Here is a 21,727-nt window from a genome sequence, read left to right on the forward strand (position 1 = left end):
GCCCATCTGCCGGGATCGCGCTTGCCCCTGCGCATCCGCTACGATCAGCCGAACCGGGCACGGAGCAGAGCATGTCGGGCATCACGATAGGCGTTGCCAGCGAAACCGCTGCCGGCGAGAAGCGCGTAGCGCTGACGCCGGAAACCTGCAAGAAACTGATCGCCCGCGGCGCGCGCGTGCGCGTCCAGCGCGGCGCCGGGCGCAGCGCCGGCTTCACCGACGAGGCCTATGTCCAGGCCGGCGCGGAACTGGCCGACGACGCCGCCGGCGCCACCGCCCAGGCCGAGGTGGTGCTGTGCGTGCAGGCGCCCGACGGCGAACGCCTGAACCTGCTGCGCGAAGGCACGGCCCTGGTCGGCCTGTTGCAGCCGCAGGCCGACGCCGCGCGCGGCGAGGCCATCGTCGCGCGCAAGCTGCTGGCCTTCCCGCTCGAACGCCTGCCGCGCACCACCCGCGCCCAGGCCATGGACGTGCTCAGCTCGCAGGCCGGCATGGCCGGCTACAAGGCGGTGCTGATCGCCGGCCAGCTGGCGCCGCGCTTCTTCCCGATGCTGACCACCGCCGCCGGCACCATCCGGCCTTCGCGCGTGCTCATCGTCGGCGCCGGCGTGGCCGGCCTGCAGGCCATCGCCACGGCCAAGCGCCTGGGCGCGCAGGTCGAAGGCTTCGACGTGCGGCCGGAGACGCGCGAGCAGATCGAATCGCTGGGCGGCAAGTTCCTCGACCTGGGCGTCAGCGCCGCGGGCGAGGGCGGCTACGCGCGCCAGCTCACCGACGAGGAGCGCGCCGAGCAGCAGCGCCGGCTCGGCGAGCACCTGAAGAACATCGACGTGATCGTCTGCACCGCCGCGGTGCCGGGGCGGCCGGCGCCGAAGATCATCAGCGCGGCGATGATCGCCGGGATGAAGCCCGGCAGCGTGCTGGTCGACCTGGCCGCCGAAACCGGCGGCAACTGCGAGCTGACCCGTCCGGGCGAAACCCTGGATATCGACGGCGTCACCGTCGCCGGCCCGCTCAACCTCGCCAGCAGCGGCGCGGTCCACGCCAGCGAGATGTTCGCGCGCAACGCGTTCAACTTCGTCAGCCTGTTCGTCGACGGCGGCGAGCTCAAGTACGACTGGAACGACGAGCTGCTGGCCAAGACCGTGTGGCCGGAGCGCAAGGACGAGGCGCACAGCGCGGCGGCGTAAGCCGGTCGAGTGTGGTCGGGCTTGTCCAAGCCTGTCTGGGTCTGCCTGGGCCTTCCTGTGGGAGGGCCTTCAGGCCCGAGGCTCTTTTCTCAGGTCGCTGCGATCTGGAACAACAGCGTCGGGCCTGAAGGCCCTCCTACAACAGCCAAGCGCTGAAGAACCGGCGAACGCGGAGATCCGGACGCTGCCCAGGTCCTGCCCCGTGAGCGTCGGATCTCCGCGTTCGCGCGGAGGCGTAAGTTCGGCGCGCCGGCGCAGGTTCGGGTGCTCCCTGTAGGAGCGGCGCGAGCCGCGACCGCGACACTGCGATAACGACGCAGGTCACCGTAGTTGCGGCGTAAATGTGATGTCGCGGTCGCGGCTCGCGCCGCTCCTACAAAGGGCGGGCGCGGCTTTCGTTCAATTGCGCGGAGGCGGCGGCGGAGGGAACGGCGGTTCGCCGCGACCACCGTGGTCGCCATGATCGCCGCGCGGCTTGGGCGGCGGCGGGTTGGCCTGGACCCAGGCGCGGCGCTGCTCGGGCGTCATCGCCCGCCACTTTTCCATCAGCGCGCGTTTGCCGTTCTCGTCCAGGCCGCGCATCTTGCCGAACAGCGCGCGCATCTGCCCGCGCTCTTCCGGGTCCAGCGCTTCCCAGCGCTTCATGCCGTTGCGCGCCTCGCGGCGTTCGTCGGGGGTCATCTGCTGCCAGCGGCGGGCGCGTTCGAGCATGCGCTGGCGTTCGTCGGGCTGGCTGTTCCAGCGGTCGCGCATCGGCGCGATCAACTGTTCGCGCTGGGCCTGGCTGAGCTGGTCCCAGGCCGGCAGGGCGGCGGCGCCGGCGGCGGCCGGCGGCGCGGCCAGCGCGGGCGCGACGAGCGCGGCCAGGGCGATGGCCAGGCCGGCGCGGGCGAAAAAGGTACGGCGCATGGCGGTCACTCCACGTGGGTGCGCGGCAGGGCGTCGGAATTGGACGCCAGCCACAGGTACAGGTCGGGATTTTCGTCGAGCGCGGCGACCGCGGTGTCCGGGTCGTAGCCGGTCTCCACCGTCACCGGCGCGGCCGCGGCCTCGCTGGCGGGAGCGATGGCGACGGCGAGCGGCGCGGGCGCGGGGCCCGGCGCGGGCGCGCCGGTGCCGACGAACTGCAGTCCCAGCGCCAGCGCCACCGCGGCCACGCCGGAACTGGCCAGGGCCCAGCCGAGGAGGCCGCCGCGGCCCCGCTGGGGCTGCGCGGCGGCCTCGCTGCGGATCGTGCGCAGCCGCTGGCGGACCTGCGGGCTCACGCGTTCGAGCGCCTGCGCGTGCAGATCGCGCAGGGCCGCGTCGAAACGCGCGTCCGCTTCGGCCGCCGGGCTTGCGCGGTGCGGCGCCGGGGTGCGGCCGTCGGCGCTGCGCGGGTCGGTGTTCATCGCCATTCCTCCAATTGCCGCTGCAGCGCTTCGCGCGCCCGCGACAGATGCGTCTTCACCGCGCCTTCGCTGCAGCCCATCGCCCGCGCGGTCGTGGCGACGTCGAGTTCTTCCAATACCCGCAGCGAGAACGCTTCGCGTTGCCGCCGCGGCAGTTTTTGCAGCGCCTGGGCCAGGCGGCCGTAAGCTTCGCGGCCGTCGTGGGTGCGCTGCGGGTCGGGGCCGTCGTCGGCCCAGTCGGCCGGCGCGTCGTCGTCGCCGCGCGCCGCCGGCAGCAGCCAGCGCAGGCGGAACGCCCGGCGCCGCTGCACATCGACGATGCGGCTGCGCAGGATGCTCCAGAACAGCGGCGTCCATTCCTGCGGCGGACGTTCGCGGTAGCCGAGCATCTTCATCATCGCGTCCTGCACCGCGTCCAGCGCGTCCTCGCGGTGGCGCAGGCCGAGTTCGGCGAAGCGGAACGCACGCGTGCCCAGGCCGGCGAGGAACTCCTCCAGGCTGGCCGGCAGCCGCGCCGGGGCCGGGTCGGGCTCCGGCAGCGACGCCAGCGCGTCGTCGCGCGGATCCTCGTCCATGCGCTCGTCCGTGCGCTCGGCCGCGTCGGCGCGCCAGCGCTGCGTCTGCTCGGCCGGCGCATCGGCTTCGCCGGCGGACGGTCGCGCGCGCTCGGGCCGGCGGGCGTCGTAGCGATGCTCCAGCGGGTCGTTCGGCGGCAGCGGGTCGGGTTCGACGCTCACGGCCTCCAGGATACGGGCGGCGGGCGGTTGCAGCACGGCGCGGTCCTTCAGCCGGGCGCGGCCGGCCCGCGGGGGCGGCGGCGGAGTCGGAGGGTGTCGGGCATGCGGGGCGGTCCCTGCGCCGGAATGTGCGGCGCTCATGCAATCCGGGAACGCCCGCGGCCCGGATCGGTTGACAACGCTGGCGCTGCATTCACGGCCGGTTATGATGGCCCGGACAACGCATGGGGACGAGACGGATGAGCGACGGGTTCGTGGCGCTGTACATCTTCATGTTGGCCGCGATCGCCGGCCACGTAATCATCTCGCGGGTGCCGGTGATCCTGCACACCCCGCTGATGTCGGGTTCCAACTTCATCCACGGCATCGTGCTGATCGGCGCGATCATCGTCCTCGGCCACGCCGACACCTTGCTGGAAAAAGCCATCGGCTTCGTCGCGGTGCTGCTCGGCGCGGGCAACGCCGCCGGCGGCTACGTGGTGACCGAGCGCATGCTGGAGATGTTCAAGTCCAGCAAAAAGCCCGCCGGCAAGGCGGGCGGCTGAATGCGCCGCTGCTGCGGTACCTCGCGGCGGCCGCAGCCGCCGTCGTCGGCGCGGCCCTGCTCGCCGGTCCTTCCTTTCTCGGCTGGGTCCTGCCCGTCGGGCAGCTATCGTTCTATGGAGCGCGCGCGCTGATGGACGTTCTTTCCACTGTGGTGAAGTTGAGCTACCTGGTCGCCGCGACCCTGTTCCTGCTGGGCCTGCAGCGCATGGCCTCGCCGGTGACCGCGCGCAGCGGCATCCGCTGGGCCGGCGCGGGCATGATCATCGCCACGGTGGCGACGTTCTTCCTGCCGGGCCTGCACAACCTGGGCCTGATCGCGACCGCGGTGCTGCTGGGCACCGCGGCGGCGTGGATCTCGGGCAAGAAGGTCGCCATCACCGACATGCCGCAGATGGTCGCGCTGTACAACGGCATGGGCGGCGGCTCGGCGGCGGCGATCGGCGCGGTCGAACTGCTGCGGCTGTCCGCGCAGATGCCGTCCGACCCGCTGCAGGCGCAGCTCGAACGCGGCGTCATCGCGATGCACACGCCGACCGTGGCGCTGGTGCTGGCGGTGGTCGGCGCGGCGATCGGCGCGGTGTCGCTGTCGGGTTCGGTGATCGCCTGGGCCAAGCTCGACGGGCGCCTGGACAAGCGCGTGGTGTTCCCCGGCCAGCAGGCGTTCAACGCGCTGGTCGCGCTGGCGGTGGTAGCGCTCGGCATCGCCGCGTTCATGACCCTCAACGTCGGCGTCATCGTCGCCTTCTTCATCGCCGCGCTGGCGCTGGGCGTGCTGATGACCCTGCCGATCGGCGGCGCCGACATGCCGGTGGTGATTTCGCTGTACAACGCCTTCACTGGCCTTGCGGTGGCGTTCGAAGGCTATGTGCTGGGCAACGAGGCGCTGATCATCGCCGGCACCATGGTCGGCGCGGCCGGCATGCTGCTCACGCGCCTGATGGCCAAGGCGATGAACCGGCCGATCAGCGGCGTGCTGTTCTCCAACTTCGGCGGCGGCGGGCAGGCGCAGGAAATCGCCGGCACGCAAAAGCCGATCGAAGCCGGCGACGTCGCGGCGATGATGGCCTTCGCCGAACGCGTGGTGATCGTGCCCGGCTACGGCCTGGCGGTGGCGCAGGCGCAGCACAAGATCTGGGAGCTGACCCAGAAGCTGACCGAACGCGGGGTCAAGGTGAAGTTCGCGATCCACCCGGTGGCCGGGCGCATGCCGGGCCACATGAACGTGCTGCTGGCCGAAGCCGGCGTGCCGTACGACCTGATCGCCGACATGGACGACATCAACCCCGAGTTCGCCAACACCGACGTGTCGCTGGTGATCGGCGCCAACGACGTGGTCAACCCGGTCGCCAAGACCGACCCGGCCTCGCCGATCTACGGCATGCCGATCCTGGACGTGATCAATTCCAAGAACACCATCGTGATCAAGCGCGGCAAGGGCACGGGCTTCGCCGGCATCGAAAACGCGCTGTTCTACGCCGACAACACCCGCATGCTGTACGGCGACGGCGCGGAGATGGCGAGCGCGCTGGTGTCCGAACTCAAGGCGCTCGACGGCGGGCATTGATTCGCCGCGGCCTCGCGCGAGGCGGGCAATGCGTCCGCGAAGCATGGCTCAGCCAGCGCTAGTCGCTGGCCGGGCCGCAGCCATCGGCCATGCGGTCGCGCGCGATACGTGCGCGCGCCTCGCCGCGATCGCGCGGCCGCTTACTTTTCGCCGCGAATCCGCAAGGTCAGGCCCTTGAGGAAATTGCGCAGCATCTGGTCGCCGCAGGGACGGTAGTTCTTGTGGTCGCTCTGGCGGAACAGCGCGCTCAGTTCCGGCTTGGAGACCGGGAAACCGGCGTCGGCGAAGGCCTGGTGCATGTCCAGGTCCTTGAGCTCGAAGGCGACGCGCAGCTTCTTCAGCACCAGGTTGTTGGTGACGCGCGTTTCCAGCGGGCGCGGCGGCATGCTTTCGTCGCGGCCGCGGAAGTGGAACACCAGCCCGTCGAGAAAACGCGCGAGCACCGCGTCGTCGCATTGCGCGTAGTCGGCGTCCTCGTCTTTCTTGAGGAAAGCCTGCACCTGGGTTTTTTCCAGCGCGAACGCGGGATCGGCGAGATGGACGATCTCCACGACCTTGTGGTCGCTCAGATCGAGCATGTAGCGAATGCTGCGCAATACATCGTTGTTGATCATGGTCGGTCCTGCCGTTGGAGCCGCGCGGCCGCGCGCTGGAGCAGGGCGGGCCGGTGCGTTGCGAATGCCGTCCCGGCGCCCAGCTGAGCCGCCGGACGGGAATCGGGAGTGGTGTGAGCGCGGATTCTCGCATGCCGGGCGCGTCCGGCTGGGCGGTACGGCTCGATGGCGGGCTCGGCGGCGGCCGGGTCCGCGCCGGCAGGGGGCGGACCCGGCCGGGACGGGCCGTGGTCAGGAGTTCGGCGCGCCGTCCTCGTCGCGGTTCTGCCATTGGCTGAAGACGTGGCCGTGCTGCGCGCGGCTGGCGTGGCAGGCCGCGCAGCCGTCGCGGTCGGCGGGTGTGAGGCGGTCGCTGCGTTGCCCGGCGGCGAATTCGGCGTAGCCCCAGCCGCCGGTGGCGGCGAAGCGGCGGCTGTCCTTGACCATCACGTCGATGTGCCGGCGCGGGCCCTGGTCGATCAGGCCGTCGCCGCTGTCGCGGGTTTCGAACAGGTCGTAGACCAGCACCGCGCCGTCGGCGTAGCGGCCGTCGCGGTTGCCTTCCAGCGCGGCGGGGTTGGCGTAGATGTGGTGCAGGCCGCCGAAGCGCGCGAATGCGGGATGGCCGGCGGCGATGAGGCCGCTCTTGAGGTGGGTCCAGCGCGGGTAGCCGCTCGGGTAGGCCACGGCGGGGGCGACGTTTTCGCTCTCGTGGCCCGGCTGTGCGGTGGGCTTGTCGGCGGCGCGGGCGAAGCCGTGCAGGACCAGGGCGGCGGCCAGGGTCGCGGCGAGCGCGGCCGCCGCGGTGCGGCCCGGGCCGAAGCTCGCGAGCGCGGCGCGCAGGCCGCGCCCGCTGCGTGCGCGGCGCATCAGCGCAGCCCCGTGCGGTTGCCGCCGAGCGCGCGGTTCACCGCCCAGGCGATCGGCCAGGCCACGAACACGACATGGACGGCGATGCTCAGCGCGATCCACACCGGGTCCGGCGGCAGGCCCTTCATGCCGGCGCGCGAGAGCGGGACGACGATGAAGTTCATCGCCACGAACAGCCACAGGCCGTACAAGGTCGCCGCCAGCCACGGACGCCGGCGCATCCACGCCAGACGGCTGGCGCCGATCGCGTAGGCCGCGGCCATCAGCACGGCGATGAAATAGTGCAGGAACAGGCCCAGCGCGGCGGTGCCGGCGCCGCCGGCCAGCGCGGCCTCGCGGCCGATCAGGCCGGAGGCGACGCTGTGCAGCACGCGCGTGGCCGCGACGCCTTTGGTGATGCCCCAATAGCTGATGGCGTAGCCGATATCGAGGGTGGCGGCGATCAGCCCGCCGGCGAGGGTCCACAGCGGCAGGGAGCGGGCGGCGACGGTCATGGCGGACTCGCGATGGATGGGCGGTGGATGGGCATTGGAATGGCGACGGGTAGCTCGGCGATGCGAGGGCGCCACGGCGCAACGAGGGCGATACGTCGGTGCGGTGCGGCCGGATGCGGAACGGCCGCGGCGTTCAAGCCGCGCGGCCGCGCGCGGCTTCGGCGCGCCGCGCCTGAGTCGCGGTGACGCCGAAGGAGTTCTTGAACGCGCGGCAGAACGCGCTCTGGCTTTCGAAGCCGAGCGCCTCGGTGATCTCGCACACCGGCATGCGGGTGTCGCGGACCATGCGCCAGGCGCGGTCCGAGCGCAGCCGTGCGGCGTATTCGCTCGGGGTTTCGTCGAACACCTCGCGGTAGATCCGGATCAGGTGGCAGGGCGAGTAGTTGGCGCTGCGCGCGAGCCGGCCCAGGTCCAGGCGCACCTCGGGATGGCGGCGGATCAGGTGCTGCACGCGCAGCAGCCGCAGCAGGGTCTGCTGGCGCCGACGCAGGGTGCGGCCGCTGCAGCGCGGCAGGCGTTCGAGCAGCTCGCGCTGTTCCTCGCGCAGCAGCGCGCCGAGGGTGCGCAGCAGGGCCGGGCCGTTGGCGCTGAGCGGCTCGGCGCGGCCGTCGAGCCGGCCCAGCCGCACCAGCAGGCGGCGGGCATCGCGCGGCGCCGCGCCTTCCCACGGGAACAGGTCGCTGCCCTGCGGTTGCGCCGCCTCGTCGTCCAGGTGCGGCTTCCACGCCGACTCCGGGCCGCACAGGCACAGCCACCAGCACGGGCCGCGCGCGCTGCTGCGCACCCGGCTGTCGCGCCAGACCTGGAGGTGGCCGGGGGCGAGGTCCCAGGCGCTGTCGGCGGCCTCCAGCCGCAGCGGGCCGCGCAGCGGCAGCCACAACGACAGCCAGTTCGGCGGCAGGTCGAGCTGGACGGCGCGGCCGCTGGCGCGGACCAGGTGCAGGCCGGCGCCGGCCGCGGCCGGCAGCGCGCCCAGGTCCAGGCGTTCGGCGAAATGGATACGGTGGTGTTGCACGCTCATGAGGGCCTCAGCGGCGTCCAGGCTTGCGGTTGGCTCCTAAGCTAGCCAGCTGCGGCCGTCATCTGGAGGGCCAATAAGGCGAGCAGCGATGGAGCCAATCCGTCGCCGCGGGCGCGCCGCCGTCGATTCGGGCACCCACGCCGCCGCCGCCGACCCGCCGCGATTGCGCCGGCCTCGCGCAGTCGATGTGCCGGGACCGGCAAACCGGGCGCGGCCCCGCTGCGGTGCCTCGCCAGTCGCGGATCGGCTTGGCACACTCGCCCTGGAACGGCCCGCGACGGGGCCAATCGGGAGTCCGCCCATGTACCTGCCGCTGGACGGCCGCGGCCCGCTGCACGGCCAATTGGTCCGCTCGCTCAAGGATGCGGTGCTGGCCGGCCGGCTGCCGGCCGGGATGCGCTTCCCGCCGACCCGGCTGCTGGCGCAGCAGCTGAGCCTGTCGCGCAATACCGTGCTGGCGGCGTACGAGCAACTGCGCGCGGAAGGCTTCATGCAGGCGCGGGTGGGCTCGGGCAGCTTCGTGGTGCTGCCCGGCGCACCGGCGCAGCCGCCCAGCGAGCCGCCGTCGCGGCTACCGGCGCAGAGCGCCTACGCCCAACGCCTGCGCCGCTATCACGACCACGCCAACATCCCCGGCCGGCGCCTGCCCGGCACCGTGCACAGCTTCCAGTACGGCGTGCCGTTCACCAATCCGCTGCTGACCTCGGCCTGGGCGCGCGCGCTGTCGCACGCGGCCGCCTACACCCCGCCGAACTACCCGACTTCGCAGGGCCTGCCGGCCTTGCGCGCGGCGGTCTGCGATTACCTGTCGCTGCGCCGCGGCGTGCGCGCCGTGCCCGAGGACGTGGTGATCGTCGCCGGCACCCAGCAGGCGATCGCGCTGACCGCGCGGGTGCTGCTCGACGAAGGCGACGAGGCGGCGATCGAAGACCCGCATTACTTCGCCGTGCGCGAATCGCTGCAGATCCACGGCGCGCGGCTGCGGCCGATCCCGGTCGACGGCGAGGGCCTGCGCACCGACCTGCTGCCCGAGCGCCCGCCGCGGCTGATCTGCACCACGCCCTCGCACCAGTTCCCGACCGGCGCGCTGATGTCGCTGCCGCGCCGGCGCGCGCTGCTGGACTACGCGCGCCGCCACGAGTGCTGGATCTTCGAGGACGACTACGACGGCGAATTCCGCTTCGACGCGCAGCCGCACGCGGCGCTGTACGGGCTCGACGACGCGCGCCGCACGATCTACGTCGGCACCTTCTCCAAGGTGCTGTTCCCGTCGCTGCGGATGGGCTACATGGTGGTGCCGCCGGGGCTGCGCGAGGACTTCGTCTCGGCCAAATGGGCCGACGACTTCGGCTCGCCCGGGATCGAGCAGGCCGCGCTGGCCCAGTTCCTCGCCGACGGCGGCTTCGAGCGGCACCTGCGCCGCACCGCCAAGACCCTGCGCCAGCGCCGCGACGCGCTGCTGGCGGCGCTGCGCCGGCTGGCCGGCGACGCGCTGGAGATCCAGGACTCGCGCGCCGGCATGCACCTGCTGGTGTGGCTGCGCGGGCGCAGCCCGGCCGAGGGAGAGGCCTTCCTCGCCCACGCCCAGGCGCGCGGGCTGGGGCTGTACTCGGTGGCGCCGTGCTACATCGACCCGCCGCAGCGCGCCGGCCTGCTGTTCGGCTACGGCGCGCTGTCGGTGGCGGAAATCGAAGAGGCGGCGCGGCTGTTCGCCGCCTGCCTGCACGAGACCGGCTTGGCCGCCGCGCCCGCGGCCGCCTGAGCGGACTGGCCTGGGCTACCTGTAGGAGCGGCGCGAGCCGCGACCGCGGCAACGCAACTACGCCGCAAGCCTCGCGGTAGCTGCGTTGTCGCAGTCGCGGCTCGCGCCGCTCCTACAGGGGGATACGCAACCGCGAAGCGGGCGGGTTCAGCGCGAAGCCAGCGCCGCAATCACCAGCGCCGCGGCCATGAACACCAGATCCAGCCCGGAGCTGGCGAGCTGGAACAAGGTCCAGAACAGGTTCGGGCCGAGCTTGCCGGCCGAGGACAGCAGGTCCAGCCCGAACGGGCCGCTGAGCTGGCCGGCGACGATGCCCCAGTTGGCGACCGCCAGGATCAGCACGGTCGCCGCGGTGCCGGCGATGGCGCGCGCCCAGCCCGGGCGCCAGCCGCCCAGGCGCAGCATCCAGGCGATGTCGAGCGCGCCCAGCACCGCCATCCAGCCCAACTGGCGGTCGAAGGCGAGCGCGGCCAGCACCCAGAATGCGGCGAATCCGAACGTGCCCAGGCCGATCAACAGCCACGAATACAGGCTCAGGCGGGCGCGCGGGGCGTCCGGGCTCGGACCGGCGGCGCTGCGCGGGGCGGGGCGGTCGGGCGGGGCGACGGTCATCGGCGGAACACTGTGGGCGGGGGCAAGCCCTACAGCATAGCCGTCCGCGGCCGGTAGAATGACGGATCTTGTGCCGCGGCCCGGCACCCCCCATCTTTCCGGCATGTATTCCCGCAGCAGCGAACCCGTCCGTTTCGAGCGCGATTGCGCCGTCGTCATGGTGCCCCAAGGCGAGCAGGTCACCCTGCCCGCGGGCAGCGTGGGCTATATCACCCAGGCGCTCGGCGGCAGCTACACCGTCTTCGTCGAAGGCAACCTGTTCCGCATCCACGGCCGCGACGCCGACGCCATCGGCAAGGAGCCGCCGGAGCCGCTGGAGCTGCCCGAGGGCGCCGACGACGAGGCGGTCGAGCGGCTGGTGTGGCAACAGCTGCGCACCTGCTTCGACCCGGAGATCCCGATCAACGTGGTCGAGCTGGGCCTGGTGTACGAAGCCGCGGTCAAGCACCGCGACGACGGCCAGCGCACGGTCGAGGTGCGCATGACCCTGACCGCGCCGGCCTGCGGCATGGGCGACATCCTCGTCGACGACGTGCGCAGCAAGTTGGAAATGATCCCGACCGTGGCCGAGGCCGACGTCGAGCTGGTGTTCGACCCGCCGTGGAACCGCAACATGATGTCCGAGGCGGCGCGGCTCGAGACCGGGATGCTGTAAGGCGCGCCCGGCGCCGGCTGCGGCCGGCGAGGGGGCGGTCGTCGTGTACGCCGGGCGGTGCGCCGGGCGGTACTTCTTGGCGATCCGCGTCCGGCGACGCGACACCCCGCGATGCGTATCCCGGGCTGCCTGGCGCCGATGCCGGCCGGGATGGGCCGGCTCGTCGAGTGTTCCTGTTTGCGCGCTCGGCGATTCGCTGCGCGAGATCCCGCTCGGCGAGCGCGGGCTCACGATTCTTGTCGACGATTCGCGATCCAGCGATTGCGGCTGGCGATCTTCTGCGGGCGATCCGCATCCAGCACCCGCACGCGACGATCCGTACCCGCCGATCCGCATGCGCCGATCCGCGCTAGCCGGTTCGTACCCGCCGATCTAGGACGCGTCCTAAAAAGCGCAAACCCACGTACCAACGCACAAGAACGGACGTGACCGCGTTCGCGTTCGGCGGACGAGCGCGCGCGCCGGGACGCCAAGCTGCTTCCCGCGCCGCCCACCCGCGGCGTGCACGCCGCGTCGCCGGTCGCGCCCGCCTCGCCATGCCGTTCGCCGGCAGCGCCGCGGCGGCAGCCGCGCGCCGCACTCGCCGCGCCTTGCGGCCACTCGTTCGAAAGGAAAGTCCGATGCCCCGTCATGCTTCGCGTCCTCTGCGCTTGCGCACGCTTTCGGTCGCCACCGCCTTCGCCGTTTCCTCGCTGTTCGCCGCGTCCGCCTTCGCGGCCGGCCCGATCCAGTACCTGCGCGTCAACACCAGCGCGCTGGCGTCGGGCCAGTCGACCGACCGCTTCATCGTCAAGTACCGCAGCGACAGCGTCGAGCGGCGCGACGCGAGCGAACTGCAGCGCTCGCTGAGCGCGGCGGCCAACAGCGCCGGCCGGCTGATCGGGCTCAACAGCCGCAGCGGCGCCAAGGCGCCGCCGGCGATCGGCCTGCGCCGCGCCCAGGCGCTGGCGCTGGGCGCGGACCTGGTGACCGCCAACCGCAAGCTCGCCCCGGCCGAGGCCGAGGCGCTGATGCGCCAGATCGCCGAGAACCCGAACGTCGAGTACGTCGAAGTGGATCGCGAAATGGTGCTGTACGTGGCGCCGAACGATCCCGAGTACCCGCGTCAGTTCGGCTTCGGCAACGGCCCCGGCGGCATCCGCGCCGAACAGGCCTGGGAGCGCAACACCGGCGCCGGCGCGGTGGTCGGCGTGATCGACTCCGGCGTCAACCGCCATGCCGACCTCGCCGCGAACATGCTGCCGGGCTGGGACTTCGCCCAGAACGACAACGACCCCAGCGACCCGACCAATTCCGCCGGCTTTCACGGCACCCACGTCGCCGGCACGGTGGCGGCGGTGACCAACAACGGCGTCGGCGTCGCCGGCACCGCGCCCCACGCCAAGATCCTGCCGGTACGCGTATTCGACGGCCCGCGCGGCAGCACCGCGGCGATCATCAACGGCATCACCTGGGCGGTCGGCGGCTCGGTGCCGGGCGTTCCGGCCAACGCCAATCCCGCCGATGTGATCAACCTGAGCCTGGGCAGCCAGAACCCGGCTACTTGCGACAACGGCACCCGCGATGCGCTCAACTTCGCCATCAGCCGCGGCACCATCGTGGTGGTCGCCGCCGGCAACAGCAACGCCGACGCCAATGGCTATACGCTCAACAACTGCACCTCGGTGATCTCGGTCGGCTCGGTCACCAACACCGGCGCGCGTTCGTCGTTCTCCAACTTCGGCGCGCGCGTGGACGTCGCCGCGCCGGGTTCGGCCATCATCTCGACGGTCAACGGCTTCAACGGCGCCAACAACCAGTACGGCTCGCTGAGCGGCACCTCGATGGCTGCGCCGCACGTGGCCGGCGTCGCCGCGCTGGTGCAGTCGGCCGCGTCGACGCCGCTGACCCAGGCGCAGATGGCGACCTTGCTCAAGAACACCGCGCGCGCGTTCCCGTCCGCGCCGGATCGCCCGATCGGCGCCGGTATCGTCGACGCCAACGCCGCGGTCGCGGCGGTGGCCGGCGGCACGCCGGGCAACCAGGCGCCGGTGGCGAACTTCGCCTCCTCGGCCAACGGCCTGACGGTGAGCTTCACCGACAGCTCGAGCGACAGCGACGGCTCCATCGCTTCGCGCAGCTGGGACTTCGGCGATGGCACCACCTCCACCGCGACCAGCCCGAGCAAGACCTACAGCGCGGCCGGGACGTACACGGTCAAGCTGACCGTCGTCGACAACGCCGGCGCCAGCAACACCAAGACCGCGACCGTGACCGTCGGCAGCAGCGGCGGCGTGCAGACCTACAGCAACGGCACCGACGCCAACATCCCGGACAACAACGCCACCGGCGTCACCAGCTCGATCGCGGTGTCGGGCCGCACCGGCAACGCACCCAGCGACGCCCAGGTGTCGGTCAACATCGTCCACACCTACCAGGGCGATCTGATCGTCGACCTGATCGCGCCGGACGGCTCGGTCTACAACCTGCACAACCGCACCGGCAACGGCACCGATAACATCAACCGCACTTACACGGTGAACCTGTCGAGCGAAGCCTTGAACGGCACCTGGCGGCTGCGCGCTGCCGACCGCGCCTCGGTCGACACCGGCCGCATCGACAGCTGGAGCCTGAGTTTCTAAGCCTCCGGCTTGCGATGCGCGTCACGAAAAACCCCGGCTTCGGCCGGGGTTTTTCTTTGCCTGCGGGCCGGCTCACACCCGAGCTGTGAAATGCGCCCGGCGGGACGCAGTGAGGCCGCGCTTCCACCCGCCGCGTAGCGACCGAAATCCAAATGTGTGATGCGTATCGCGGGTCCGGCGCGCGATGTGGGTTCTATCCATCTTGTTGGTGCTTCTGTTGCATACGTAGCGTGTTAAGGCGGGCCGGGACAACACCGAGTCCGTACACAAACAGCGTGGGCGCTGGCGTAAGCCGACACGGACGTGGCCGCCCGAACACCGCGCGTTGAACGCCGCATTGCGGCACTTCGTTTTGGGGGTTCCACCATGTCCTATCGTTCCAACGGCGCGCTGCGCCAGCATGCGCTCGCCGCCGCCACCGTGGCTGCGCTGTCGTGCATCGCGCTGTCGGCCTCGGCCGCCGACCGCATCAACCTCGCCGCGCTGGCCAACGCCGACCAGAACAACCAGTTCATCGTGAAATACGCCGCCGGCACCGCCGAGCGCAGCAACGCCGCCAGCCTCAACCGCGCGCTCGACAACGCGGCCACCAGCTTCTCCGGCAAGGGCGCCAAGCTCGGCCTCAAGCACCTGCGCCGCATCGGCACCGGCGCCGACGTGGTCCAGGCCGGCCGCCGCCTCGACCCGGCCGAAGCCGAGTCGCTGATGCGCCAGATCGCCGCCGACCCGAACGTGGAATACGTGGAAAAGAACGCGCCGATGACCGCGTTCTTCACCCCCAACGACACCCGCTTCGGCGAGCAGTGGGGCTACGGCGCGTCCGGCATCAACACCGCGCAGGCCTGGGACGTGAGCACCGGCACCGGCGTAGTGGTGGCGGTGATCGACACCGGCATCACCAACCACAGCGACCTCAACGCCAACATCCTGCCCGGCTACGACTTCATCAGCGATTCGACCGCCGCGCGCGACAGCAACGGCCGCGATTCGGATCCGGCCGACCAGGGCGACTGGTTCACCGCCGGCGAGTGCGGCGTGACCTACAGCAGCAACTCCAGCTGGCACGGCACCCACGTCGCCGGCACCGTTGCGGCGGTGACCAACAACGCCAAGGGCGTGGCCGGCACCGCGTACAACGCCAAGGTCGTGCCGGTGCGCGTGCTCGGCAAGTGCGGCGGCACCCTGGCCGACATCGCCGACGCGATCACCTGGGCCTCGGGCGGTAGCGTGTCGGGCATCCCGGCCAATCCGAACCCGGCCGAAGTCATCAACATGTCGCTCGGCGGCAGCGGCGCCTGCGGTTCGACCTACCAGGCGGCGATCGACGGCGCGGTGGGGCGCGGCGTGACCGTGGTGGTCGCGGCCGGCAACAGCAACGTCAACGCCTCCAACGCGCGTCCGGCCAACTGCAACAACGTGGTCGCGGTCGGCGCGGTCGACAGCGCCGGCAAGCGTTCGGTGTGGAGCAGCACGCAGAAGTCCAACTACGGCGCCGTGGTCGATGTGGCCGCGCCGGGTTCGAACATCCTGTCGACGCTCAACTCGGGCACCACCACGCCGGGTTCGGAGAGCTACGCCTCCTACGGCGGCACCTCGATGGCGACGCCGCACGTGGCCGGCGTGGTCGCGCTGCTGCAGGCCAAGGCGACGACGCCGAAGACCCCGGCCGAGATCGAGACCATCCTCAAGACCACCGCGCGCGCGTTCCCGCAGACCCCGGACCAGGCCATCGGCACCGGCATCGTCGACGCCAAGGCGGCGCTGGATTCGCTCGGCGGCGGCAACCCGAACCCGGGCACGCAGACCTACAGCAACGCTGCGGACTTCAACATCCCGGACAACAACGCCACTGGCGTGACCAGCTCGATCGTGGTGTCCGGCCGCACCGGCAACGCGCCGAGCAATGCGCAGGTGTCGATCAACATCGTCCACACCTACCAGGGCGACCTGATCGTCGACCTGATCGCGCCGGACGGTTCGGTCTACAACCTGCACAACCGCAGCGGCGCCGGCACCGACAACATCGTCAAGACCTACACGGTGAACCTGTCGAGCGAAGCCTTGAACGGCACCTGGAAGCTGCGCGCGGCCGATCGCGCGTCGGTGGACACCGGCTACATCAACAGCTGGAGCGTCACGTTCTGATCCTTGCCGCGCGGCCGCAATGGCTGCGTTGAGCGATGCGATTGCAGCCCCGGCTTCGGCCGGGGCTTTTTCGTTCAGAGAGTTGCGGTTTTTTCGCGCGCCCGTGGTGGTTTCGACGCAAGCGCGGTTGCGCGGTCGCGGCTTGCGCCGCTCCTACAGGGAGATCGCGTGGCGGACGGAGCGGCCTTAGGAGCTGCGCGAGCTGCGACCGCGCCAATGCGGCTACGGCGAGGGTTTCGGTGCGAGCGGGTGGTTGCGCGGTCGCGGCTTGCGCCGCTCCTACAGGGAGATCGCGTGGCGGCCGGAGCGGCTGTAGGAGCTGCGCGAGCTGCGACCGCGACAAGGCGGCTACGGCGCGGGTTTCGGTGCGAGCGGGTGGCTGCGCGGTCGCGGCTTGCGCCGCTCCTACAGGTAGATCGCGTGGCGGCCGGAGCGGCTGTAGGAGCTGCGCGAGCTGCGACCGCGCCAATGCGGCTGCGGCGAGGGTTTCGGCGCGAGCGGGTGGTTTCGCGGTCGCGGCTCGCGCCGCTGCTACAAGTAGCCGGTCGGATATCTCGGTGTTTTTGAGGTGCGTTAAAAGCGTAAAAACTATGCGCGTGCGACTGTCAAAAGCATGCTTGCGCGCCTCGCTTTCATTACCAATGCGCGTACTGTGATCGACATCGATTACTCGCGGACAAACCGGGCCCAACGCATCTATCCGCGCCTTTATTGCACAGATAGCGTGTGCCCCGGACGCGATCCCCCACGCGCGCCCTTCGCAGCGATTCCCGCCGCCGCAGCCGCCACGACGGCGCGCCGGAACGTTCTTTTCGCCGCCTCGCGGCGCTTACTTTGAGGGGTTACACCATGTCGTTCCGTTCCGTTCGCCGCCACCGTACGCACCTGCTCGCTGCGGCCACCGCGCTCGCGCTGTCCGCGCTGGCCGCGCCTTCCTTCGCCGGCGACGCCCACCTGGGCGCGCTCAAGGCCGGCGGCAGCTACAGCCGCTTCATCGTCAAGTACAAGACCGACAGCGCCGCTGCCAGCGGCGGCGTCGCGTTGAGCCGCTCGCTCGACGCCGCCGCGGCCAAGCTGACGCTGCCGGCCGCCTCGAAGGGCGCGCGCGTGGGCCTGCACCAGGTGCGCCGCATGCTGGTGCCCGGCGCCAGCGTGATCGCCTCCGACCGCGCGCTCGGCCGCGACGAAGCCGCCGCGCTGATGCGCCAGATCGCCGCCGACCCGAGCGTGCAGTTCGTCCAGATCGACGGCATCCGCCGCGCGCTGGCGACGCCGAACGATCCCAGCTTCAGCAAGCAATGGCATTACGCCGACAGCGCCGTCGGCATCCGCGCGCCGACCGCGTGGAACACCAGCACCGGCACCGGCATCGTGGTCGCGGTGGTCGACAGCGGCATCCTGTCGCACACCGACCTCAGCGCCAACATCCTGCCGGGCTACGACATGATCTCGTCGACCACCGGCTTCTCCGACGCCGAATGCCGCGACGCCGGCGCCTCGCCGGGTTGCGGCAAGTCCGACGACGGCGACGGCCGCGACGCCAATCCCAACGACTCGTCGAACATCGTCCACGGCACCCACGTGGCCGGCACCATCGCGGCGGTGACCAACAACGGCGCCGGCGGCGCGGGCGTGGCGTACAACGCCAAGGTCGTGCCGGTGCGCGCGCTCGGCAACCAGGGCTTCGGCTCGGATTCGGACATCGCCGACGCGGTGGTGTGGGCTTCCGGCGGCACCGTGCCGGGCGTTCCGGCCAACGCCAATCCGGCCGAGATCATCAATCTCTCGCTCGGCGGCCCGGCCCCGTGCAGCGACACGCCGGCGTGGCAGGCGGCGATCGACGCCGCGATCGCCAACGGCTCGACCGTGGTGGTCGCCGCCGGCAACGACAACGTCGATGTCGCCGGCTTCACCCCGGCCAGCTGCAACGGCGTGATCCGCGTGGCCGCCAGCAACAAGGCCGGTTCGCGCGCCTCGTACTCCAACTACGGCGCCACCATCCACGTCACCGCGCCGGGCGGCGAGAACGGCATCTTCGGGCCGAGCTCGACCGAGGGCATCATCTCCACCGTCAGCGGCAACGCGTACGGCCCGATGGCCGGCACCTCGATGGCGGCGCCGCACGTGGCCGGCATCGCCGCGCTGATCCAGGCTGCTGCGGCGAGCCCGCGCACGCCGGCGCAGATCCTGCAGATCCTGCAGAGCACCGCGCGGCCGATCGCCGCCAACAAGTGCTCCGGCGGCTGCGGTTCGGGCCTGGTCGACGCGGCAGCGGCGGTGGCCGCGGCCGGCGGCACCCCGGGCAACCAGGCGCCGGTGGCGAACTTCAGCTCGTCGGCCAACGCGCTGACGGTGAGCTTCACCGACACCTCGACCGACAGCGACGGCTCCATCGCCTCGCGCAGCTGGGACTTCGGCGACGGCACCAGCTCCACTGCGGCCAACCCGAGCAAGACCTACAGCGCGGCCGGCACCTACACCGTCAAGCTGACCGTCGTCGACAACGGCGGCGCGAGCAACACCAAGACCGCGACCGTTACCGTCGGCGCCAGCAGCGGGCCGCAGACCTACACCAATGGCGCCGACGTCAACATTCCCGACAACAACGCCACCGGCGTGACCAGCTCCATCAGCGTCACCGGCCGCACCGGCAACGCGCCGAGCAATGCGCAGGTCGCGGTCGACATCGTCCACACCTACCAGGGCGACCTCATCGTCGACCTGATCGCGCCGGACGGCTCGGTCTACAACCTGCACAACCGCACCGGTTCGGGCACCGACAACATCAAGAAGACCTACACGGTGAACCTGTCGAGCGAAGCGCTCAACGGCACCTGGAAGCTGCGCGCGGCCGACCGTGCGGCGGTGGACACCGGCTACATCAATAGCTGGAGCGTTACCTTCTGAGTAAAGCGGCATTCGCCGATGCGATACCAAGCCCCGGCTCCGGCCGGGGCTTTTTCGTTGCGTGTTCGTCGCTCTCGCCGGCGATGCGTGCGCGGTCGCGGACCCGCGGGCCGTGGTCTTGCGGTGCTTTGTCTATCGTGCGGTGGACTTGAGCCGATGTCCCGCGGTAGCTCGAAGGCGGGGCCTGGAGCGCGCGCCGAGCGGCGCAACCGTGCAGTCCCACGTTCGTCGCTCGCGGAAAGCGGCGAGTCGCGGCGCTTCTAAGACTCGTCCTAAAAAATGCCAGACGTGAGCGAGCGCTCGTTTCTCTCGCTTCAGCGAAACGCCGAGGGCGGCGTCGCCCGCGCGCTTGCTCCTAGATTGAAACGCAACCGAGATCGCGCGACAGCGATCCGGCCGGCTCGGCGCCGTGGCCGCGCGCCCGCAGCTTGATCCGCTCGCGCGCCTCACGATCGTCTCTTCATTCTTCCGCTTGGGGGTAGAAACACGATGCAAGTCCGTTCCGTTCGCTTCAACGCGCTCGCCGCCGCGCTCGCGCTCGCGGCCCTGTCCGCGCCGGCCTTCGCCGGCCAGGTCTATCTGGGCAATCTGCAGGATCAGGGCAATAGCCGCTTCATCGTCAAGTTCCGCAGCGGCAGCGCGCCGGCCGGCGATGCCAAGTCGCTCAGCGGCGCCCTCAACCGTGCCGCCGAGCGCGTGGCGTCGCCGGGCGCGGCCACGGGCCCGCGCCTGCGCACCGTGCGCGCGATGATCATGCCCGGCGCCCGCGTCGTGGCGTCCGATCGCGCGCTCGACCGCGCCCAGGCCACCGCGCTGATGCGTCAGATCGCCGCGGACGAGAACGTCGAATTCGTCCAGCTCGACGGCATCAGCCGGATGATGATGACTCCGAACGATCCGAGCTTCGCGCAGCAGTGGCATTACGCCGACAGCGCCGCCGGCATCCGCCTGCCGACCGCCTGGAACGCCAGCACCGGCGCCGGCGTGGTGGTGGCGGTGATCGACAGCGGCATCGCTTCGCACACCGATCTCAACGCCAACGTTCTTCCGGGCTACGACTTCGTCAGCTCGTCCACCGGTTTCTCCGAAGCCGAATGCCGCCCTGCCGGCGCGACGGCGGGCTGCGGCCGGTCCGACGATGGCGATGGCCGCGACGCCAATCCCGCCGACGTCTCCGACGTCATGCACGGCACCCATGTCGCCGGGACGATCGCGGCGGTGACCAACAACAACCTCGGCGTGGCCGGCGTGGCGTTCAATGCCAAGATCGTGCCGCTGCGCGTACTCGGCAAAGACGGCGTCGGCAGCGATTCCGATATCGCCGACGCGATCGTCTGGGCCTCCGGCGGCAGCGTCTCGGGCGTGCCGGCCAACGCCAATCCGGCCGAGGTGATCAATCTTTCGCTCGGCGGCGGGGCTCCGTGCAGCCAGACGCCGGCCTATCAGGCGGCGATCAACGCCGCAGTCGGCAACGGCTCGACCGTGATCGTCGCCGCCGGCAACAACAACACCGACGTCGCCAACTTCACCCCCGCCAGCTGCAACAACGCGGTGTCGGTGGCGGCGAGCAACCGCAACGGCGCGCGCTCGTACTACTCCAATTTCGGCGCGAGCATGGACATCACCGCGCCGGGCGGCGCGCAGTCGGCGGCCAACGACGCCAACGGCATCCTCTCGACCTATCGCAACAACGGCTACCGTTACGAGCAAGGTACCTCGATGGCGGCGCCCCATGCCGCCGGCGTGGCGGCGCTGATCCTGTCGGCGGCGCCGAGCAAGACGCCGGCCCAGGTCGAACAGATCCTCAAGAGCACCGCCCGGCCGATCTCGGCCAGCAATTGCTCGGGCGGTTGCGGCGCGGGCCTGATCGACGCGGCTGCGGCAGTCGCCGCCGCGGGCGGCTCGACCGGCCCCGGCCCCGGCACCGGGACGCAGACCTACAGCAACGGCAACGACGTGGCGATCGGCGACAACACCACGGTGGAAAGCACCATCGCGGTGGCCGGCCGCAGCGGCAACGCGCCGGCCAACGCCTCGGTCTCGTTCAACATCGTCCATACCTACCGCGGCGATCTGAAGGTCGACCTGGTCGCGCCGGACGGCAGCCTCTACAACCTGCACAACCGCACCGGCGGCGGCGCCGACAACCTCAGCGGCACCTTCTCGCTGAATCTGTCGAGCGAGGCGCTCAACGGCAACTGGAAGCTGCGGGTCAACGACAACGCCAACGGCGACACCGGCCGCATCGATACCTGGAGCATCACGTTCTAAGCGGCACGCGCCGCAGCTTCGACGAAAACCCCGGCCTGTGCCGGGGTTTTCTTTTTTCGATCCGCATCTCTCCACATCCTGCGCCGATGCGATGAGCAACGGCGAAACCACGGCCGCGCGCCGTACCTCGCACCTGCGGCGTGCGCACCCGCAGACGCGCGAGCGCGGCTCGGACCGATCCGAATTCCCTCAGGCTGCGATGGCGTTCGCTGTTTTCCTTGGGATTTGAGCGCATCGCCGCTGCGCGCGCGTCGGCGCCGGGCCGATGATCGAACCAGGATGCGTTTCGGATCCGCATCCGCGGGCGGTAGACGGCCGTAGCGCCGCCATCATCTGGATCCGTCATGA

General features: G+C 71.1%; 20 protein-coding genes. 10 read left to right on the plus strand and 10 right to left on the minus strand.

Annotation, left to right across the window (positions count from 1 at the left end; genetic code table 11):
* Nucleotides 1–71 precede the first annotated feature (71 nt).
* Nucleotides 72–1,190, plus strand: a complete 1,119-nt coding sequence (locus BLU84_RS03965) for an NAD(P) transhydrogenase subunit alpha (RefSeq protein WP_074863090.1) — start codon at nt 72–74, stop codon at nt 1,188–1,190.
* A gap of 9 nt (nt 1,191–1,199) precedes the next feature.
* The gene (locus BLU84_RS28220) at nt 1,200–1,346 is read left to right on the plus strand and encodes a DUF6053 domain-containing protein (protein WP_425479305.1); all 147 of its coding nucleotides are present in this window, start codon (nt 1,200–1,202) and stop codon (nt 1,344–1,346) included.
* Here the strand turns inward: BLU84_RS28220 and BLU84_RS28225 are convergent.
* From BLU84_RS28225 to BLU84_RS03980, 4 genes are read right to left on the minus strand one after another with little or no spacing between them, the layout of a single operon-like run.
* Nucleotides 1,280–1,651, minus strand: coding sequence for a DUF6053 domain-containing protein (locus BLU84_RS28225; protein ID WP_425479306.1), 372 nt, complete (start codon nt 1,649–1,651; stop codon nt 1,280–1,282). The two genes, BLU84_RS28220 and BLU84_RS28225, sit on opposite strands and share 67 nt — an antisense overlap.
* Entirely contained in the window at nt 1,590–2,099 is a 510-nt protein-coding gene (locus BLU84_RS03970) for a DUF3106 domain-containing protein (protein ID WP_083382317.1), read from the minus strand. Before BLU84_RS03970 ends, BLU84_RS28225 begins: the two co-directional genes overlap by 62 nt.
* A 5-nt stretch (nt 2,100–2,104) precedes the next feature.
* Complete coding sequence (locus BLU84_RS03975; protein ID WP_139174608.1) at nt 2,105–2,581, minus strand: hypothetical protein; 477 nt, start codon at nt 2,579–2,581, stop codon at nt 2,105–2,107.
* Nucleotides 2,578–3,156, minus strand: coding sequence for an RNA polymerase sigma factor (locus BLU84_RS03980; protein WP_074863340.1), 579 nt, complete (start codon nt 3,154–3,156; stop codon nt 2,578–2,580). Before BLU84_RS03980 ends, BLU84_RS03975 begins: the two co-directional genes overlap by 4 nt.
* Before the next feature lie 401 nt (nt 3,157–3,557).
* Here BLU84_RS03980 and BLU84_RS03985 point away from each other — a divergent pair, with 401 nt between their 5' ends.
* Nucleotides 3,558–3,863, plus strand: a complete 306-nt coding sequence (locus tag BLU84_RS03985; protein WP_074863095.1) for an NAD(P) transhydrogenase subunit alpha part 2 — start codon at nt 3,558–3,560, stop codon at nt 3,861–3,863.
* A gap of 131 nt (nt 3,864–3,994) precedes the next feature.
* Nucleotides 3,995–5,428, plus strand: coding sequence for an NAD(P)(+) transhydrogenase (Re/Si-specific) subunit beta (locus BLU84_RS03990; protein ID WP_074863097.1), 1,434 nt, complete (start codon nt 3,995–3,997; stop codon nt 5,426–5,428).
* A gap of 140 nt (nt 5,429–5,568) precedes the next feature.
* Here the strand turns inward: BLU84_RS03990 and BLU84_RS03995 are convergent, their stop codons facing one another.
* The 4 genes from BLU84_RS03995 to BLU84_RS04010 all read right to left on the minus strand — a co-directional run bounded on the left by BLU84_RS03995 (nt 5,569) and on the right by BLU84_RS04010 (nt 8,406).
* Nucleotides 5,569–6,042, minus strand: a complete 474-nt coding sequence (locus BLU84_RS03995; protein ID WP_074863099.1) for a YehS family protein — start codon at nt 6,040–6,042, stop codon at nt 5,569–5,571.
* A 231-nt stretch (nt 6,043–6,273) separates the two neighbouring features.
* Nucleotides 6,274–6,891 (minus strand): cytochrome P460 family protein, encoded by a 618-nt coding sequence (locus BLU84_RS04000; RefSeq protein ID WP_083382297.1) that lies wholly within the window; start codon nt 6,889–6,891, stop codon nt 6,274–6,276.
* The gene (locus BLU84_RS04005) at nt 6,891–7,385 is read right to left on the minus strand and encodes a hypothetical protein (protein WP_074863102.1); all 495 of its coding nucleotides are present in this window, start codon (nt 7,383–7,385) and stop codon (nt 6,891–6,893) included. The genes BLU84_RS04000 and BLU84_RS04005 overlap by 1 nt, the downstream gene beginning before the upstream one ends.
* Before the next feature lie 133 nt (nt 7,386–7,518).
* Nucleotides 7,519–8,406: a helix-turn-helix domain-containing protein gene (locus tag BLU84_RS04010; RefSeq protein WP_074863104.1), complete on the minus strand. Its 888-nt coding sequence runs from the start codon at nt 8,404–8,406 to the stop codon at nt 7,519–7,521.
* 301 nt (nt 8,407–8,707) lie between these two features.
* On the opposite strand from BLU84_RS04010, the gene pdxR reads away from it, so the two are divergent.
* A complete protein-coding gene (gene pdxR, locus BLU84_RS04015) occupies nt 8,708–10,168 on the plus strand; it encodes a MocR-like pyridoxine biosynthesis transcription factor PdxR (protein ID WP_074863106.1) in 1,461 nt (486 codons plus the stop codon).
* A 147-nt stretch (nt 10,169–10,315) separates the two neighbouring features.
* On the opposite strand, the gene BLU84_RS04020 is transcribed toward pdxR, so the two are convergent.
* Complete coding sequence (locus BLU84_RS04020; protein WP_233431054.1) at nt 10,316–10,780, minus strand: hypothetical protein; 465 nt, start codon at nt 10,778–10,780, stop codon at nt 10,316–10,318.
* Nucleotides 10,781–10,883: 103 nt separating this feature from the next.
* On the opposite strand from BLU84_RS04020, the gene sufT reads away from it, so the two are divergent.
* The 5 genes from sufT (at nt 10,884) to BLU84_RS04045 (ending at nt 21,379) form a co-directional block, all read left to right on the plus strand.
* Nucleotides 10,884–11,435 carry a putative Fe-S cluster assembly protein SufT gene (sufT, locus tag BLU84_RS04025; protein WP_064750028.1) on the plus strand — a complete coding sequence of 184 codons (552 nt, stop codon included), beginning with the start codon at nt 10,884–10,886 and terminating at the stop codon, nt 11,433–11,435.
* Nucleotides 11,436–12,055: 620 nt separating this feature from the next.
* Nucleotides 12,056–14,056, plus strand: coding sequence for a S8 family serine peptidase (locus BLU84_RS04030; RefSeq protein WP_074863108.1), 2,001 nt, complete (start codon nt 12,056–12,058; stop codon nt 14,054–14,056).
* 366 nt (nt 14,057–14,422) lie between these two features.
* Complete coding sequence (locus BLU84_RS04035; protein ID WP_074863110.1) at nt 14,423–16,201, plus strand: S8 family peptidase; 1,779 nt, start codon at nt 14,423–14,425, stop codon at nt 16,199–16,201.
* A gap of 849 nt (nt 16,202–17,050) precedes the next feature.
* On the plus strand, nt 17,051–19,108 hold the full coding sequence (locus BLU84_RS04040; protein ID WP_074863112.1) for a S8 family serine peptidase: 2,058 nt from the start codon (nt 17,051–17,053) through the stop codon (nt 19,106–19,108).
* A gap of 489 nt (nt 19,109–19,597) precedes the next feature.
* The gene (locus BLU84_RS04045) at nt 19,598–21,379 is read left to right on the plus strand and encodes a S8 family serine peptidase (RefSeq protein WP_074863114.1); all 1,782 of its coding nucleotides are present in this window, start codon (nt 19,598–19,600) and stop codon (nt 21,377–21,379) included.
* Here the strand turns inward: BLU84_RS04045 and BLU84_RS27055 are convergent.
* Nucleotides 21,369–21,725, minus strand: a complete 357-nt coding sequence (locus BLU84_RS27055) for a hypothetical protein (protein ID WP_170849079.1) — start codon at nt 21,723–21,725, stop codon at nt 21,369–21,371. The genes BLU84_RS04045 and BLU84_RS27055 overlap by 11 nt on opposite strands.
* Nucleotides 21,726–21,727: the final 2 nt, after the last annotated feature.

This window comes from Lysobacter enzymogenes, assembly GCF_900106525.1.
GTDB lineage: Bacteria > Pseudomonadota > Gammaproteobacteria > Xanthomonadales > Xanthomonadaceae > Lysobacter > Lysobacter enzymogenes.

Excerpts from the sequence above, each read along its gene's own strand:
- BLU84_RS03965 (WP_074863090.1), top strand. The coding sequence starts at position 72 with ATGTCGGGCATCACGATAGGCGTTGCCAGCGAAACCGCTGCCGGCGAG.
- BLU84_RS28225 (WP_425479306.1), bottom strand. The coding sequence starts at position 1,651 with ATGGCGACCACGGTGGTCGCGGCGAACCGCCGTTCCCTCCGCCGCCGC.
- BLU84_RS03970 (WP_083382317.1), bottom strand. The coding sequence starts at position 2,099 with ATGCGCCGTACCTTTTTCGCCCGCGCCGGCCTGGCCATCGCCCTGGCC.
- BLU84_RS03975 (WP_139174608.1), bottom strand. The coding sequence starts at position 2,581 with ATGAACACCGACCCGCGCAGCGCCGACGGCCGCACCCCGGCGCCGCAC.
- BLU84_RS03980 (WP_074863340.1), bottom strand. The coding sequence starts at position 3,156 with ATGGACGAGGATCCGCGCGACGACGCGCTGGCGTCGCTGCCGGAGCCC.
- BLU84_RS03985 (WP_074863095.1), top strand. The coding sequence starts at position 3,558 with ATGAGCGACGGGTTCGTGGCGCTGTACATCTTCATGTTGGCCGCGATC.
- BLU84_RS03990 (WP_074863097.1), top strand. The coding sequence starts at position 3,995 with ATGGACGTTCTTTCCACTGTGGTGAAGTTGAGCTACCTGGTCGCCGCG.
- BLU84_RS03995 (WP_074863099.1), bottom strand. The coding sequence starts at position 6,042 with ATGATCAACAACGATGTATTGCGCAGCATTCGCTACATGCTCGATCTG.
- BLU84_RS04000 (WP_083382297.1), bottom strand. The coding sequence starts at position 6,891 with ATGCGCCGCGCACGCAGCGGGCGCGGCCTGCGCGCCGCGCTCGCGAGC.
- BLU84_RS04005 (WP_074863102.1), bottom strand. The coding sequence starts at position 7,385 with ATGACCGTCGCCGCCCGCTCCCTGCCGCTGTGGACCCTCGCCGGCGGG.
- BLU84_RS04010 (WP_074863104.1), bottom strand. The coding sequence starts at position 8,406 with ATGAGCGTGCAACACCACCGTATCCATTTCGCCGAACGCCTGGACCTG.
- pdxR (WP_074863106.1), top strand. The coding sequence starts at position 8,708 with ATGTACCTGCCGCTGGACGGCCGCGGCCCGCTGCACGGCCAATTGGTC.
- BLU84_RS04020 (WP_233431054.1), bottom strand. The coding sequence starts at position 10,780 with ATGACCGTCGCCCCGCCCGACCGCCCCGCCCCGCGCAGCGCCGCCGGT.
- sufT (WP_064750028.1), top strand. The coding sequence starts at position 10,884 with ATGTATTCCCGCAGCAGCGAACCCGTCCGTTTCGAGCGCGATTGCGCC.
- BLU84_RS04030 (WP_074863108.1), top strand. The coding sequence starts at position 12,056 with ATGCCCCGTCATGCTTCGCGTCCTCTGCGCTTGCGCACGCTTTCGGTC.
- BLU84_RS04035 (WP_074863110.1), top strand. The coding sequence starts at position 14,423 with ATGTCCTATCGTTCCAACGGCGCGCTGCGCCAGCATGCGCTCGCCGCC.
- BLU84_RS04040 (WP_074863112.1), top strand. The coding sequence starts at position 17,051 with ATGTCGTTCCGTTCCGTTCGCCGCCACCGTACGCACCTGCTCGCTGCG.
- BLU84_RS04045 (WP_074863114.1), top strand. The coding sequence starts at position 19,598 with ATGCAAGTCCGTTCCGTTCGCTTCAACGCGCTCGCCGCCGCGCTCGCG.
- BLU84_RS27055 (WP_170849079.1), bottom strand. The coding sequence starts at position 21,725 with ATGACGGATCCAGATGATGGCGGCGCTACGGCCGTCTACCGCCCGCGG.